At 61.1% G+C, this 13,565-nt stretch carries 13 protein-coding genes and 1 pseudogene; 6 read left to right on the top strand and 8 right to left on the bottom strand.

Annotation, left to right across the window (positions count from 1 at the left end):
* Positions 1-4: 4 nt before the first annotated feature.
* Together KO1_RS10155 and hpxU are read right to left on the bottom strand one after the other, a co-directional pair.
* Positions 5-790, bottom strand: a complete 786-nt coding sequence (locus KO1_RS10155) for a transporter substrate-binding domain-containing protein (protein ID WP_024274004.1) — start codon at positions 788-790, stop codon at positions 5-7.
* Positions 791-1,005: 215 nt separating this feature from the next.
* Positions 1,006-1,845 carry a MurR/RpiR family transcriptional regulator HpxU gene (gene hpxU / locus KO1_RS10150; protein ID WP_024274003.1) on the bottom strand — a complete coding sequence of 280 codons (840 nt, stop codon included), beginning with the start codon at positions 1,843-1,845 and terminating at the stop codon, positions 1,006-1,008.
* Between the two features lie 169 nt (positions 1,846-2,014).
* On the opposite strand from hpxU, the gene hpxW reads away from it, so the two are divergent.
* The 4 genes from hpxW to hpxZ are packed head-to-tail and all read left to right on the top strand — an operon-like array spanning position 2,015 to position 5,573.
* Positions 2,015-3,598 (top strand): oxamate amidohydrolase, encoded by a 1,584-nt coding sequence (gene hpxW, locus KO1_RS10145; protein ID WP_004112028.1) that lies wholly within the window; start codon positions 2,015-2,017, stop codon positions 3,596-3,598.
* Positions 3,599-3,607: 9 nt separating this feature from the next.
* Positions 3,608-3,796, top strand: a complete 189-nt coding sequence (gene hpxX / locus KO1_RS10140; RefSeq protein ID WP_004100898.1) for an oxalurate catabolism protein HpxX — start codon at positions 3,608-3,610, stop codon at positions 3,794-3,796.
* Positions 3,793-5,190 carry an AtzE family amidohydrolase gene (locus KO1_RS10135; RefSeq protein WP_064406924.1) on the top strand — a complete coding sequence of 466 codons (1,398 nt, stop codon included), beginning with the start codon at positions 3,793-3,795 and terminating at the stop codon, positions 5,188-5,190. Before hpxX ends, KO1_RS10135 begins: the two co-directional genes overlap by 4 nt.
* A complete protein-coding gene (gene hpxZ, locus KO1_RS10130; RefSeq protein WP_024274001.1) occupies positions 5,187-5,573 on the top strand; it encodes an oxalurate catabolism protein HpxZ in 387 nt (128 codons plus the stop codon). Before KO1_RS10135 ends, hpxZ begins: the two co-directional genes overlap by 4 nt.
* Before the next feature lie 57 nt (positions 5,574-5,630).
* Here the strand turns inward: hpxZ and puuE are convergent, their stop codons facing one another.
* Genes puuE through KO1_RS10115 form a run of 3 tightly spaced genes read right to left on the bottom strand, consistent with a single transcriptional unit; the run spans position 5,631 to position 8,039 of the window.
* Positions 5,631-6,563: an allantoinase PuuE gene (gene puuE / locus KO1_RS10125; protein ID WP_004100893.1), complete on the bottom strand. Its 933-nt coding sequence runs from the start codon at positions 6,561-6,563 to the stop codon at positions 5,631-5,633.
* 16 nt (positions 6,564-6,579) lie between these two features.
* Positions 6,580-7,323, bottom strand: a complete 744-nt coding sequence (gene hpxA / locus KO1_RS10120) for an allantoin racemase (protein WP_004100891.1) — start codon at positions 7,321-7,323, stop codon at positions 6,580-6,582.
* Positions 7,323-8,039, bottom strand: a complete 717-nt coding sequence (locus KO1_RS10115) for a GntR family transcriptional regulator (RefSeq protein ID WP_017146161.1) — start codon at positions 8,037-8,039, stop codon at positions 7,323-7,325. The genes hpxA and KO1_RS10115 overlap by 1 nt, the downstream gene beginning before the upstream one ends.
* Positions 8,040-8,182: 143 nt before the next feature.
* On the opposite strand from KO1_RS10115, the gene KO1_RS10110 reads away from it, so the two are divergent.
* Together KO1_RS10110 and guaD are read left to right on the top strand one after the other, a co-directional pair.
* On the top strand, positions 8,183-9,670 hold the full coding sequence (locus KO1_RS10110; RefSeq protein ID WP_016807375.1) for an NCS1 family nucleobase:cation symporter-1: 1,488 nt from the start codon (positions 8,183-8,185) through the stop codon (positions 9,668-9,670).
* Between the two features lie 109 nt (positions 9,671-9,779).
* Complete coding sequence (guaD, locus tag KO1_RS10105; protein WP_024273999.1) at positions 9,780-11,099, top strand: guanine deaminase; 1,320 nt, start codon at positions 9,780-9,782, stop codon at positions 11,097-11,099.
* A 146-nt stretch (positions 11,100-11,245) separates the two neighbouring features.
* On the opposite strand, the gene uraH is transcribed toward guaD, so the two are convergent.
* The 3 genes and pseudogenes from uraH to KO1_RS10090 form a co-directional block, all read right to left on the bottom strand.
* Complete coding sequence (gene uraH / locus KO1_RS10100) at positions 11,246-11,572, bottom strand: hydroxyisourate hydrolase (protein ID WP_004100883.1); 327 nt, start codon at positions 11,570-11,572, stop codon at positions 11,246-11,248.
* Positions 11,569-12,069 carry a 2-oxo-4-hydroxy-4-carboxy-5-ureidoimidazoline decarboxylase gene (gene uraD, locus KO1_RS10095; RefSeq protein ID WP_004100882.1) on the bottom strand — a complete coding sequence of 167 codons (501 nt, stop codon included), beginning with the start codon at positions 12,067-12,069 and terminating at the stop codon, positions 11,569-11,571. Before uraD ends, uraH begins: the two co-directional genes overlap by 4 nt.
* Positions 12,047-13,428 (bottom strand): annotated as a pseudogene (locus KO1_RS10090) (nucleobase:cation symporter-2 family protein). The gene uraD and the pseudogene KO1_RS10090 overlap by 23 nt, the downstream one beginning before the upstream one ends.
* Positions 13,429-13,565 lie beyond the last annotated feature (137 nt).

Here is a 13,565-nt window from a genome sequence, read left to right as displayed (position 1 = left end):
GACCTTATGCGCCGAGGCTGGCAGGCAGCGGCGCTTTCAGCCATTTCTCGGAAAGGCCGTTGAGAGTGCCGTCTTTTACCCCCTGCTCAATCAACGCATCCACTTTCGCCTTCAGGGCCGGTTGGTTCTTTTTCAGACCAATAAAGCACGGCGAATCTTTCAGCATAAAGCTCGGCACCGGCGCTTTATCGGCGTTCTGCCGGGCGATGGCCGCCACCACCAGGTTACCGGTAGCCACATACTGCACCTGACCGGAAAGGTACGCCGACAGCGTGGTGTTGTTGTCTTCGTAGCGCTTAATCTGCGCCTCTTTCGGCGCCACGCTGGTCAGCACCATGTCTTCCACCGCGCCGCGGGTTACGCCAACGCTTTTACCGCTCAGCGCCGCCGGGTCTTTCAGCTCAGCGCCTTTCGCGCCAAATACGCCGAGAAAGAACGGCGCGTAGGCCCGGCTAAAATCGATCACCTTCTCGCGCTCGGCGTTTTTACCCAGGCTGGAAATCACCAGATCTACCTTATCGGTTTGCAGATAAGGCACGCGATTGGCGCTGGTCACAGGTACCAGCTGCAGCTTGAGCTTCATCTCTTTGGCAAGATAGCGCGCCATATCGATGTCGTAGCCCTGCGGCTGAAGGTCGGTGCCCACCGAGCCAAACGGCGGGAAATCCTGCGGCACCGCAATGCGGATCACGCCGCGTTTTTCGATATCCTGCAGCTGGTCAGCTTTCGCCGCCGAGAGGTTGGTTAACAGACAAGCGGCCCCGGCCAGCGCGATCAACAGTTTCTTCATGATATTTACCCGTTACGTTAGCATGAAACAAAAGATTCTTTAAAGTCACTTTTGCAACTAATGTGCCAGATAAATTTATGCACTGCGCCATCGGCAACGCTTCGCTTAAGGGCCAGTAAAACAAGAGAAAGAGAAGAGTAAAGAGGAACCAGCGGCGCTGATTTCTGCATATTTCATCGCACCAAAACCATGCAAAGCACCACGCTGGCGCCCCATCATCGCTGTTCCAGCTCATCCAGCTGCTGGTAGAGCGTGGCAATATCGTGAATGCGCGGGCGACCTTTATCGAGAATTTCGTGCAAAAAGGCGTTCGACAGCAGATTGATCAGGCTGTTGACCGACGCGTAGCTGTCGTAGGCCGACACGCTATCCAGCGGCGCGCAAAGCCGCCAGCGCGCCAGCGGAAACAGACCGTGGGCCTGCGGCTCGCACATCAGCAGCACCGGAATATCGCTGCTCTGTAGCTGCTGCAGCAGAGGGCGAATGATTCGCGGGCGGCGGCGGAATGCCATCACCACCACCAGGTCGTCGGCGCTGAGATCCACCAGTTCCTCGCTCAGGCTTTGTCCGGGCAGCGGCAGCACCAGTACCTGCCCGCGCGCCTGCAGTAGCTGCTGACGCAGATGCAGCGCCGCAGGATAAGCATTACGCATGCCGACAATCACAATACGCCGGGCGGCGACCAGCGCCTGAATCGCCTCGGCGAACTGCTGAACATCCAGCGCGTTAACCCATTGTGTCAGGTTGGCCATCTCCTGTTTATAGTGGCGCGCCAGCAGAGTATTGCCCTGTACCGCATCGCGATTGTCGGTCAGCGGCATACCGCTCTGGCGCAGGGTACGCAGCTCATCGCGCATATCCTTATACTTCTCATAGCCCAGGCGCTTGAACAGCCGGCTGACCGTGGCTTTTGACACGCCGCTAAGCTGCGCCAGCTCTGCGCTGTTGTAGCTAATCAGGTCATCAAAATGATCGAAAATAAAATCCGCCACCCGCTGCTCCTGCGGCGATAATGACGGGTACTGCTCTTTCAGTCGTTCATCAAGCTGTTGCATAAGTCCTCTGTAACTTTCGTTTCACCGCATCATAACCGTATCCGCATTCATAATGTATGCCAGTCCCGCCAAAAAAAGCGCGTTGTCGGCAACAGGTGAAACTTTACGTTCAGATATGGAACAGCTTTTGCAACCCTCAGCGGACGAGTCGCTTAATTGAGGAAAATTCATGCAAAGTCATGTTGCTGCCCACGGGATGGCGGTCGCCCCCCATCATCTGGCCAGCCAAAGCGCGCTGGCGGTACTGCGCGAAGGCGGAAGCGCCATCGAAGCCATGGTCGCCGCCGCCGCGACCATTGCGGTGGTTTATCCGCATATGAACGGCCTCGGCGGCGATGGTTTCTGGCTTATCGTGCCGCCCGAGGGCGACCCCATCGCCATTGACGCCAGCGGCGCGGCGGGTTCGTTAGCGACGCCGCAGGCCTACGCCGGCCTCGCGCAGATCCCCCATCGCGGTCCGCAGGCGGCGCTGACCGTGGCGGGCACCGTCAGCGGCTGGGACGAAGCGCTTAAGGTGTCGCGCGAGTTAACCGGCGCGGCCCTGCCGCTCACGCGTCTGCTGGAAGATGCCATCGGCTACGCCGCGAACGGTATCCCGGTTACCGCGTCGCAGGCCAGCGCGAGCGCCGATAAATTCAGTGAACTGCGCGACCAGCCCGGCTTCGCTGAAACCTTTCTGGTGGACGGCCAGCCGCCGAAGGCCGGGAGCCGCTTTTTGCAGCCGGCGCTGGCGAACACCCTGCGCCGATTAACCGAAGAAGGCCTGGATAGCTTCTATCGCGGGCCGCTGGCGGAGCAGCTGGCCCGCGGGATGGAAAAGTACGGACTGCCCGTCACCCTTAGCGACCTGCAGCAGCATCGCGCTCGCCGCCCCCAGCCGCTCAGGCTGGCGCATCGACACGGCGAACTGTGGAACCTCGCGCCGCCGACTCAGGGGCTGGTTTCGCTGGCGATCCTCGGCATCACCGACAGGCTGGCGATGGCCGACGCCGACGATGCGATGACCGTCCACCGTATTGTGGAGGCGACCAAGCTGGCCTTCGGTCTGCGCGACGCGCACATCACCGATCCGCGCCACCTTGATGTTGATATTCAGAGCCTGCTGACACCGGCGGCGCTGCAGCCGCTGGCGGATAACATCGACGACCAGCGGGCGGCTCCGTGGGGCGCAGGTAAAGGCCCGGGCGATACCGTCTGGATGGGGGTGATCGATAAAAGCGGGCTGGCGGTCTCCTTTATCCAAAGCCTGTACCACGAATTCGGCAGCGGCGTGGTGCTGCCGGAGAGCGGCATTGTCTGGCAGAACCGCGGGGCATCGTTCAGCCTCGACCCGAGCCACCTGCTGGCGCTGGCGCCCGGTAAACAGCCGTTTCACACCCTCAACCCGGCCGCAGCAAAGCTGAACGATGGCCGGGTGATGGTTTACGGCTCCATGGGCGGCGACGGCCAGCCGCAAACCCAGGCCGCTATCTTCACCCGCTACGTCATGCAAAACGCGCCGCTGCAGGAAAGCATCACCCGACCGCGCTGGCTGCTGGGGCGCACCTGGGGGCAGACTTCCGACTCGCTCAAGCTGGAGGGCCGCTTCAGCGCCGAAAGCGTTGACCGCCTGCGTCAGTTGGGGCACGAGGTTGAAGTGCTGGCCGATTTCAGCGAAGCCATGGGCCATGCGGGAGCGATTGTACGTCATCCCAACGGCCTGTTTGAGGGGGCCAGCGATCCGCGCAGCAACGGCTCCGCCGCCGGATATTAGGAGCTGATAATGACAACATCGCAGAACGAATGGGACGCCTGGCTCTCGCAAATGGAACAGCTGCTGGCGCTGGAGCTGGACGATACGCGGCGCGCAGAACTCAGAGTGCAGTTTAGCCGCATTGCCGCCATGGCCGGGCCGTTGATGGCCTTTCCCCTCGACGAGCGCGTCGAAATCGCCGGAGTCTATAAAGCATGAAGCTGCCTGAAATGACCATTCACGAAATCCAGCGCGCGCTGGCCACCGGCGAACTCAGCGCCAAAGAGATTGCCCGCCACACCCTGGAGAATATCGCTCGCGTTAACCCGCAGATCAACGCCTGGACCCACGTCAGCGGAAAGCGCATGCTCGCTGAGGCGGAGAATATCGACACCCTGCGACGGGAAAAAAAGCCCCTGCCCGCACTGGCAGGCGTTCCCTACGCGGTGAAAAATCTGTTCGATGTCGCCGGCCATACCACCCTTGCCGGGGCGCAGCTGTTGAGCGATCGCCCTGCCGCCGTAGCCGACAGCTGGGCGGTGCGCCAGCTGCACAGCGCGGGCGCATTATTATCCGGCATGCTAAATATGGATGCCTACGCCTACGGTTTTACCACGGAAAACAGCCACTACGGGGCGACGCATAACCCGCACGATCTTTCGCGGATCGCCGGCGGCTCCTCGGGCGGGTCGGCAGCCGCAGTGGCCGCCGGGCTGGTGAATTTCTCGCTGGGCAGCGATACCAACGGCTCCATTCGCGTCCCGGCCTCGCTATGCGGGATCTTTGGCCTTAAGCCCACTTTTGGCCGCCTGTCGCGCTCCGGCAGTCATCCCTTTGTCGCCAGCCTTGACCATATCGGTCCTTTTGCCCGCAGCGTCGGCGATCTTGCGGCAGTTTACGATACGCTGCAGGGGCGCGATCCGAGCGATGGTTTTCAGGCCGATAAAGCCAGCGAGCGTACGGCTAATCTGCTGCCGCGTGGTCTCGATGGCCTGCGCTGCGCCGCGCTCGGCGGCTATTTTACGACATGGTGCGATGACGATGCCCGTGCGGCGGTTGCCAGCGTTACCCACGCCCTTGAGGCGCATGAGGAGCTGATATTCCCGGAGGCCGAACTGGCCCGCTCGGCGGCGTTTATTATCAGCGCCGCCGAGGGCGGTAACCAGTACCTGCCCGCGCTGCGGAGCCAGCCCGAACGTTTTGAGCCGAACTCCCGCGAGCGACTGCTGGCCGGCGCGATGATCCCCTCCTCCTGGTATCTCCAGGCTCAGCGCTTTCGCCGTTATGCGCAGCAGGCGTTCAAAGGCCTGTTCGCTCATGCCGATGTGCTAATCGCCCCGGCCACGCCGTGCAGCGCGACGCTCATCGGCGCGCAGACCATGGAGATCGACGGCCAGCTGCTGCCGATTCGCGCCAGCATGGGGATGCTGACCCAACCCATCTCCTTCCTTGGCCTGCCGGTCGTCACGGTGCCGCTGCGCACAGCGAACGGTCAGCCGATTGGCCTGCAGCTGATTGCCGCGCCCTTTAATGAACAAGCCTGTCTGCGCGCGGCGCGGGCGCTGGAAGAGATGGGCATCACCGACGCCCGCCCGGTGGAGATCGCCGCATGATGAGCTCAGAACAGATTAATCGCCCGTTGGTTCTCGCCGAGGTGACGGCGGCGTTTTACCGCTATGAGGAAGCGCTGGTGAGCAACGACATCGCGGTGCTGGATGAGCTGTTCTGGCACGATAAGCGCACGGTGCGGCTGGGGGCCGGGGAAAATCTCTACGGCATCGATGAAATCCGCGCCTTTCGCGCCGCCCGTCCGGCAGCGGGTTTGCAGCGCGAGCTGCGGCATACCATCATCACCACCTTTGGCGAGGATTACGCGGTGTGTAGCACCGAATTCACCCGCGCAGGCAGCGAGCGCATCGGTCGCCAGCAGCAGACCTGGGTACGCTTCCCCTTTGGCTGGCGCATTGTCGCCGCTCAGGTCAGTTTGATGAGTTAAGCCTTGCGCATTTCCCGGTATCCCCCGGGTTGCGCTGCGCTTACCCGGGGAACGACTTTACCCCCTGAACGGATGAACGTCGCGCCAGTGGTCGGCAATCTGCTGACGGGTACAGACCCAAACCTGGTCGTGCTGCTGCACATAATCAAGAAAGCGCTGCAGCGCCCGGAAGCGGCCCGGGCGCCCCAGCAAACGACAGTGCATACCGATGGACATCATCTTCGGCGCGCTGGCCCCCTCCGCGTACAGCACATCGAAGCTGTCTTTTAAATAGGTATAAAACTGCTCGGCGGTATTGAACCCCTGGGCAGTGGCGAAGCGCATATCGTTAGCGTCGAGGGTATAAGGCACGATCAGGTGCGGCCTACGCGAACCGTCGCTACAGGCCACTTCGCTCCAGAACGGCAGGTCGTCGCCATAATAGTCGCTGTCGTAATCAAAACCACCGTGCTCCACCACCAACTGGCGGGTATGGGGGCTGTCGCGCCCGGTATACCAGCCGGTGGGCGGTTTGCCAAACAGGTCGGTTAATACCTGCACGGCTTTATGAAGATGCTCCCGCTCCTGCTCGATAGGCATATTCTGGTAATGGATCCAGCGCCAGCCGTGACTGACCACGTCATAGTTCGCCCTCTTAATCGCCTCAACCACCTCGGGATGCCGCGCCAGCGCCATCGCGACGCCGAACACGGTCAACGGCAATCCTCGTTTGCTGAACTCATTATGGATGCGCCAGAAGCCGGCGCGGCTGCCGTACTCATACAGCGAATCCATCGACATATGCCGGTCAGGATAGCTGGCGGCGCCGATAATATCGGACAGAAACTGTTCAGAACCGGCATCGCCGTGCAGCACGTGGTTTTCCGAGCCCTCTTCATAGTTCAGCACAAACTGCACGGCGATGCGCGCGTTGTTCGGCCACCGCGCGTGCGGCGGCTGTCCGCCGTAGCCGCGCAGGTCGCGCGGGTAATCTTCTGCCAAAAATGCCATCTGCCACCTCTTTCATTTAAAACGGGGTTAATGCCTGAAATTTACCGCTCAACGCCTTGCTTTCCGGAAAGGCTAAATCGCCCTGCTTGCTGGTCGACAGGCCTAACGCCACCAGCGACTCAACCATTTTGACCGCCGCGCTGACGCCATCGATTACCGGTACGCGCAGCTCGCGGGTCAGCTCCTGAGCCAGCGTCGCCATCCCGCCGCATCCCAGTACGATAGCCCCGCAGCCGTCCTCCTTTAGCGCCTGAATACAGCGCGCGCGCACCTTCTCCTGCGCCAGACCACTACCGTCCTCCAGCGCCAGCACCGGTAAATCAATGGCGTGCAGGGCGGCGCAATGGTGATGGAAACCGTACTGGTGCAGCAGGTGGCGGGCGATAATCAGGGTGCGCGGCAGCGTGGTCACGATGGAGAAACGGGTGGCCACCAGCGTCGCCATATGCATCGCCGCTTCGGCAATCCCTACCACCGGCCCCTGCGCCAGCTCGCGCGCCGCCAGCAGCCCGGGGTCGCCAAAGCAGGCGATGACATGACCATCAACGCCCTGCTGGCGACCGGCCTTAATTTGCTCGAGCACGCCGACAGCGGCGATGGCTTCATCAAAGTGGCCCTCTATCGACGGCACCCCTTCGCCGGGGCAGACCGCCAGAATCTCGGTTCCCGGCGCGGCAACCGCCCGCGCGGCGGCGCCGATGCTTTCCGTCATGGCCAGGCTGGTGTTGGGATTGATGACTTGTATACAAACGGCGGCCATTACGGCTCCTTATAGCCGGCAAACAGCCGGGCAAAATCAGGCAGGGTCACGCCAGAACGCTCAAAGCAGAGACTGGCGACAATATGTTCAAAATGGTGGCTTAAGGCGTCGCTCAGGGGCTGCAGCGTTTTATCGCGCAGCAGCTGGATCAGCCGTTCGTGATCGTCGCAGCGGCAGCCCTGCCGCCACGGCGATCCCCACGCCGCGATAACTAATGAAGAGCGCTGGCTCAGGCGGGTCACCATCTCAGTGAGCACCTGATTGCCGGAGATCGCCTGCAGCTGAATATGAAACTCGGCGGAATAGCGAATCGCCGCCGGGCCGTCATGGCTTTCGTGGGCCAGCTGTTCCTGGCGGGTGATGGCTTCCAGCGCCGCCAGGTGCGGCGGCTGACAGCGGGCCAGCACATCCGGCAGGTTGGCCACTTCCAATAGCGCGCGGGTACGGAAGATCGCCTGCGCCTCTTCAACCGTCGGGCTGGCGACCTGTGCACCACGTTTGGGCGTCAGGATGGCCATTTGCACGGTTGCGAGTCGCTGCAGCACTTTTCTGATCCCGGTACGGCTCACGCCAAACACCTCCGCCAGCGCCTCCTCCGGCAGTTTGCTGCCCGGCGGTAGCTGATGCTCGACGATAGCGGTCATCAGCGCCTGAAAGATGGACTCGTCTTTGTCATGCAGCTCTGGCGCGGCCTGCAGCCGTTGTTGGTTGTTCATTAACCACTCCAAATTTTACTTTTTTACACCGAATCGTATACATAAAACTTATTTCTTGTATACAAAATTAACTATTTGGCCCAAATCCTGCAACGACACCAGCAATCTATTTCAACGGGTGTTCATTTACAGGAGCAGGTTTCATGCCAAATACACAAGCGATGCATCAGGTTAAGGCCGCTGATCCCCACGCTGGATACAGCCCACGGCTTTGCAATGAGGATCTGGCGCCGACGCGCGACCAGAACTGGAGCTGGTACAACATCTTTTCTTTCTGGATGTCGGACGTGCACAGCATGGGAGGCTACGTGGTGGCGGCGAGCTTCTTTACCCTTGGTCTTGCGAGCTGGCAGGTGCTGCTATGCCTGCTGGTGGGGATTTGTATCGTTCAGCTGTGCGCTAACCTGGTGGCAAAGCCCAGCCAGATGGCGGGGGTGCCCTACGCGGTGATCTGTCGTCAGGCGTTCGGCGTCTTTGGGGCTAATATCCCGGCGGTGATCCGCGGGCTTATCGCCTTCGCGTGGTACGGTATTCAGACTTATCTCGCCGCTAACGCGCTGATGCTGGTGCTGCTGAAGTTCTGGCCGTCGCTGTCGACCCTCACCGCATCCAGCTTCCTGGGCCTGTCGCATCTGGGCTGGCTCTGCTTCGCCACCATGTGGCTGCTGCAGGCGATGGTGTTCTGGCACGGGATGAACGCCATCAAGCGCTTTATCGATATCGCCGGCCCGGCGGTCTACGTGGTGATGCTGGCGCTGGCGGGATGGATTGTATACAAAACCGGTTTTGACGGGATCTCCTTTACCCTCGCCAGCAAATCGCTGAGCGCCGGGGAGCAGACCTGGCAGATGATCACCGCCACCGCGCTGGTGGTCTCCTACTTCTCCGGCCCGCTGCTCAACTTTGGCGATTTCTCGCGCTATGGCAAAAGCATGGGCGAGATCCGCCGCGGCAACCGCTGGGGCCTGCCGTTTAACTTCCTGCTGTTCTCCATCGTGACCGTGGTGATTGTCTCCGGCACGCAGTCGCTGTTTGGCCGCATGATCACCGACCCGATTGAGACCGTGAGCCGCGTAGGCAACGACCTGGCGGTCGCCATTGGCCTGCTGACCATGATCACCGCCACCATCGGGATTAATATCGTGGCCAACTTTGTCTCTCCGGCCTTCGATTTCTCTAACTGTTCGCCGCAGAAAATCAGCTTCCGCACCGGCGGGATGATTGCCGCCGTAGGGTCTATTCTGCTGACGCCGTGGAACCTGTTTAACTCGCCGGAGCTGATCCACTACACCCTCGACGTGCTGGGGGCGTTTATCGGCCCGCTGTTCGGCATCCTGATCGTGGATTTTTACATCATTAAGCGCGGGCAGGTTTCCGTTAACGACCTGTTTGACGACACGCCCAGGGGCCAGTACTGGTACCGCAACGGCTTTAACCCGAAAGCGATCGCCGCGCTGGTGCCCTCCGTCGCCATTGGCCTGATCATCAGCTTTATTCCGGCCCTGCACGAAGTGGCTAACTTTAGCTGGTTTATCGGCGTCTTCCTGAGCGGCGCGGCCTATCGCTGGATCGCCCGCGACGAACGCATCGGCGCCACCACCGGTTTCAGCCCTCTCGTCCAGAAAGAGTAACCCTGCCTCCCCGCCGCGGCGTGACGTCGCGGCGACTTTCCGCCCGCACAACCTGGCATCAATCTTGCTCTATCCACCTATCCTTTCGCTTACCCACAGGGCAGCTATGATGTTTGACTACCATGCCGCGGTTCGCGGCGCATTTTTCGATATCTCCGAGGTTGCCGAGAGCGCCGACGATATCGCCCGCCAGGCGCGCTATCTGGAGGATGGCGTGCTGTTTCTTCGCGACGGACGCATTCAGGCGCTGCTGCCGTGGCAGGAGGGCGAACGCTTTCTGCACCCGCAGAAGGGCTATCGCGACCTGCGCGGTAAGCTGCTGCTGCCGGGCTTTGTCGATGCCCACGTCCACTATCCGCAAACCGAGATGATTGGCGCATTTGGCGAGCAGCTGCTGGAGTGGCTCACCACCTATACCTTTCCGGTGGAGAGCCAGTTTGCCGATGCCGACTACGCCGCGGAGATCGCGCAATTTTTTGTCAACCAGCTGCTGAGCCACGGCACCACCACCGCGCTGGTCTTTTGTACGTTGCACCCTGAATCGGTGGATGCCCTGTTTAACGAAGCGCTGCGCCTCAATATGCGCCTGATCGCCGGGAAAGTGATGATGGACCGCCACGCGCCCGAGTATCTGAGCGAAAGCGCGGAGCAGAGCTACCGGCAAACCCGCGAACTGATTCAGCGCTGGCACCAGCGCGGCCGTCTGGGATACGCCATTACGCCGCGCTTCGCGCCGACCTCAACGCCGGAGCTGCTGGCGGCGGTGCAGCAGCTCCGGGAAGAGTTTCCCGATACCTGGCTGCATACCCACCTGAGCGAAAACCTCAATGAAGTGGCGTGGGTTAAAAGCCTCTGGCCGGAACATGAACACTATCTGGATGTTTATCATCACTATCGACTGACCGGCGAGCGCAGCGTATTTGCCCACGGTATTCATCTGGCGGATGCGGAGTGGCAGTGCCTGCACGATACCGGCTCGGCGCTGGCCTTCTGCCCGACGTCAAACCTGTTCCTCGGCAGCGGGCTGTTTCGTTTACCGGCCTGTTGGCAGAACAAGGTGCGGATGGGTATCGGTAGCGATGTTGGCGCGGGCACCACCTTCAGTATGCTGCGCACCCTCGGCGAGGCGTATAAGGTCAGCCAGCTGCAAAGCTATCGTCTGCGCGCCAGCGAAGCGTTTTACCATGCGACCCTCGGCGGCGCGCGCGCCCTGCGCCTTGATGAGAAGATTGGTAATTTCCAGCCCGGTAAAGAGGCTGACTTTGTGGTTATCGACCCGGCGGTCACGCCGCTGCAAAGGTTACGCGGCGGGCGCTGCAAGGATATCTATGAGCAGCTGTTCGTCCTGATGACCCTGGGCGATGAGCGTAATATCAGCGAGACGTGGGTGAACGGCGAGCGCGTATGGGGAGATGCGGCTGCGGAGTAGTCCCTTTCCCGGAGGCGGCACGTTGTGCCTGTCCGGGCTGCCAGACCACAGGCAGTGCCGAACTCGTAGCCCGGACAGGCGCGCAGCGCCTGTCCGGGGAAATTCAGAACCTGTAGCCCTGCCAGGCGTAGCGCCGCCGGGGCCATTTAGCTGCCGCGATAGGTGGACCAGCCGCCGGGGGCAATTAAAAACGGTAAATGATAGTGCTCATCCGCCTCCTCGCGGATGACGAAATCAATCTGCGCACTCAGGTAGAGCGTCTCGCGCCCGCCGGCGGCAAACCACGCGCCAATTTCCGCGCTTAACCGGTAATGTCCTGGCGCCAGCGGCCCGGCACCGAGTTCGCCAATGCGGCCGTTATCATCGGTGACGCCGCAGGCAACCTGCGCGCCTTCGCACTCCAGCGTAATCTTTACGCCCTGCGCCGGTCGGCCGGTGGAAATATCGAGAATATGGGTGCTTAAGGTGCTCATTCGCCAATCGCTCCTTTCAGTCTTAACAAGGTAATTTCGCCTAGCTGGGCTAACGCGTCCCGTACTTCTGCGCTATCGCTGTTGTGCAGCCGACGCGACAGCGCCGCCAGGATTTCCTCCCCGCTGCGCCCTTTGGCGCGAATCAAAAAGACCCGGCCAAACCGCGCCTCGTAGCGGGCGTTACCCTCTTTCAGCGCCTGCGCCAGCGCAGCATCACGGTCATCAACGCTCCCCTGCTCCTGGCGGGAGAGCGCCGCATGGGCCTGCTGCCCGGTGGGCTTTTCGCCGATACGCGGATGGGCGTTCAGCGCCTCAGCCAGCTCCGCTTCCCCCCAACCTGCCATCAGCCGCTGGGCGGCGTCCAGCAGTTCCGCGCGGCTGCGCCATGGCCGACCGGCTGCCAGCGTCGCCGCCCAGCCAGAGACGGCCACGCAGGGTTCCAGCACGGCGACGGCCTGTTCGCCGCTCAGCTGATTAAAGTGATTCAGCGCGATCATCAGTACTCCTTGTGGCCGCCGCCGCGGCCGGTTTCTCTTCCGGGATAATCAGATTCAGGACAATCGCCACCAGCCCGCCGCTGGTCGCCGCGGAACCGAACAGGTTGCCGACGATCGGCGGGAAGTGGGTCAGAAACGCCGGGACCGCTTCAATGCCGAGACCAAAACCAAAGGCCAGACCGACGATCAGCATATCGCGGCGGGTCAGCGGTTTCTGGGTGATAATGCGGATCCCCGCCGCCACAACGCAGCCAAACATCACCATCGTCGCGCCGCCCAGCACCGGCGCCGGGATCTGGCGCAGTATCTCGCCGAACGGCGGAAACAAACCCAGCAGAATCAAAATCACCCCGATGTAGCGGCCAACGTAGCGGCTGGCGACGCCGGTCATCTGAATCACGCCGTTGTTTTGCGCAAAGGTCGTATTGGGGAACGCGCACAGCATCGCCGCCACCATGCAGCTGATGCCATCAGCCAGAATGCCGCCTTTCAGCCGTGAACGGAAGGCTTCGTTATCTATCGACTGCTGAGAGATGAGACAGTTGGCCGTCAGGTCGCCCACCGCCTCAAGAATGCACACCAGCGACACCAGGGCAATCGGCAAAAAAATGGCGCTGTTGAACTGGAAACCAAACGGGAACAGCTGCGGTAAGCGAAACCAGACATCGCCGACGCCTTAAGCTGGAACGAGCCGCTCAGCGCCGCCGCCGCGCAGCCGACGGCCATCCCCACCACCACCGACGAGAGGCGTAGCCAGCGGTTTTTCGCGCAGCTCAGCAGAACGATGGTCCCCAGCGTAACCGCGCCGAGGGCAATATTGCTCGTGCTGGCAAAGGCTTTAGCCTGCTCACCGCCGCACCAGTTAATCACGCTGACTTTGATCAGGCTAATGCCGATCAGCGCAATCACGCTGCCGGTAATCACCGGGGTAAAAATACGCTTCAGCGGTTCAATAAAGCGGCTGACGAGGCAGGGCACCAGCGCGGCGACAAAGTTGACGCCAAACAGCATGGCCATAATATCCTGCGGCGTGCCGCCCTGCCCTTTTACCCACATACCGCCGGCAATCGCCACCCCGAGGAACGCAAAGCTGGTTCCCTGCATACAGATCATGCCCGCACCGATCCCCCACAGGCGGTTGGATTGCAGGAAAGTGCCGATGCCGGAAGCCAGCAGGGACATGCTGATCAAATAGGGCAGCCACTCCCCCAGCCCCAGCGCCGCGCCGATAATCAGCGGCGGCGTAATAATGCCTACCAGCCCGGCGAGTACGTGCTGTAAGGCGCTAAAAAAGGCCGGGAGCGGCGGGATCCGCTGCTCAAGGCCGTACAGTAAGCCGCCGTTTTTTTCATCTGACATGATCGTTTCATCCCGTTGCGAATAAGCGTGCGGGAACGGGTGCACAAAACAGGCCAAACTCACTCACATCTGAGCAACATTTAATTTTATTCATTTTTTTCAAACAGATAACACATCCTTTTCGCGACGTTCCCGCT

Origin of the sequence: Klebsiella oxytoca NBRC 105695, from assembly GCF_001598695.1 — a bacterium.
In the GTDB taxonomy this organism is placed as follows: Bacteria; Pseudomonadota; Gammaproteobacteria; order Enterobacterales; family Enterobacteriaceae; genus Klebsiella; species Klebsiella oxytoca.
The sequence above is the reverse complement of the archived record's forward strand: the minus strand, read 5'-3'. Positions and strand labels throughout refer to the sequence as shown.

Excerpts from the sequence above, each read along its gene's own strand:
- uraH (WP_004100883.1), bottom strand. The coding sequence starts at position 11,572 with ATGAGCACCTTAAGCACCCATATTCTCGATATTTCCACCGGCCGACCG.
- guaD (WP_024273999.1), top strand. The coding sequence starts at position 9,780 with ATGTTTGACTACCATGCCGCGGTTCGCGGCGCATTTTTCGATATCTCC.
- KO1_RS10155 (WP_024274004.1), bottom strand. The coding sequence starts at position 790 with ATGAAGAAACTGTTGATCGCGCTGGCCGGGGCCGCTTGTCTGTTAACC.
- puuE (WP_004100893.1), bottom strand. The coding sequence starts at position 6,563 with ATGGCATTTTTGGCAGAAGATTACCCGCGCGACCTGCGCGGCTACGGC.
- KO1_RS10135 (WP_064406924.1), top strand. The coding sequence starts at position 3,793 with ATGAAGCTGCCTGAAATGACCATTCACGAAATCCAGCGCGCGCTGGCC.
- hpxX (WP_004100898.1), top strand. The coding sequence starts at position 3,608 with ATGACAACATCGCAGAACGAATGGGACGCCTGGCTCTCGCAAATGGAA.
- hpxZ (WP_024274001.1), top strand. The coding sequence starts at position 5,187 with ATGATGAGCTCAGAACAGATTAATCGCCCGTTGGTTCTCGCCGAGGTG.
- hpxU (WP_024274003.1), bottom strand. The coding sequence starts at position 1,845 with ATGCAACAGCTTGATGAACGACTGAAAGAGCAGTACCCGTCATTATCG.
- hpxA (WP_004100891.1), bottom strand. The coding sequence starts at position 7,323 with ATGGCCGCCGTTTGTATACAAGTCATCAATCCCAACACCAGCCTGGCC.
- KO1_RS10115 (WP_017146161.1), bottom strand. The coding sequence starts at position 8,039 with ATGAACAACCAACAACGGCTGCAGGCCGCGCCAGAGCTGCATGACAAA.
- uraD (WP_004100882.1), bottom strand. The coding sequence starts at position 12,069 with ATGATCGCGCTGAATCACTTTAATCAGCTGAGCGGCGAACAGGCCGTC.
- hpxW (WP_004112028.1), top strand. The coding sequence starts at position 2,015 with ATGCAAAGTCATGTTGCTGCCCACGGGATGGCGGTCGCCCCCCATCAT.
- KO1_RS10110 (WP_016807375.1), top strand. The coding sequence starts at position 8,183 with ATGCCAAATACACAAGCGATGCATCAGGTTAAGGCCGCTGATCCCCAC.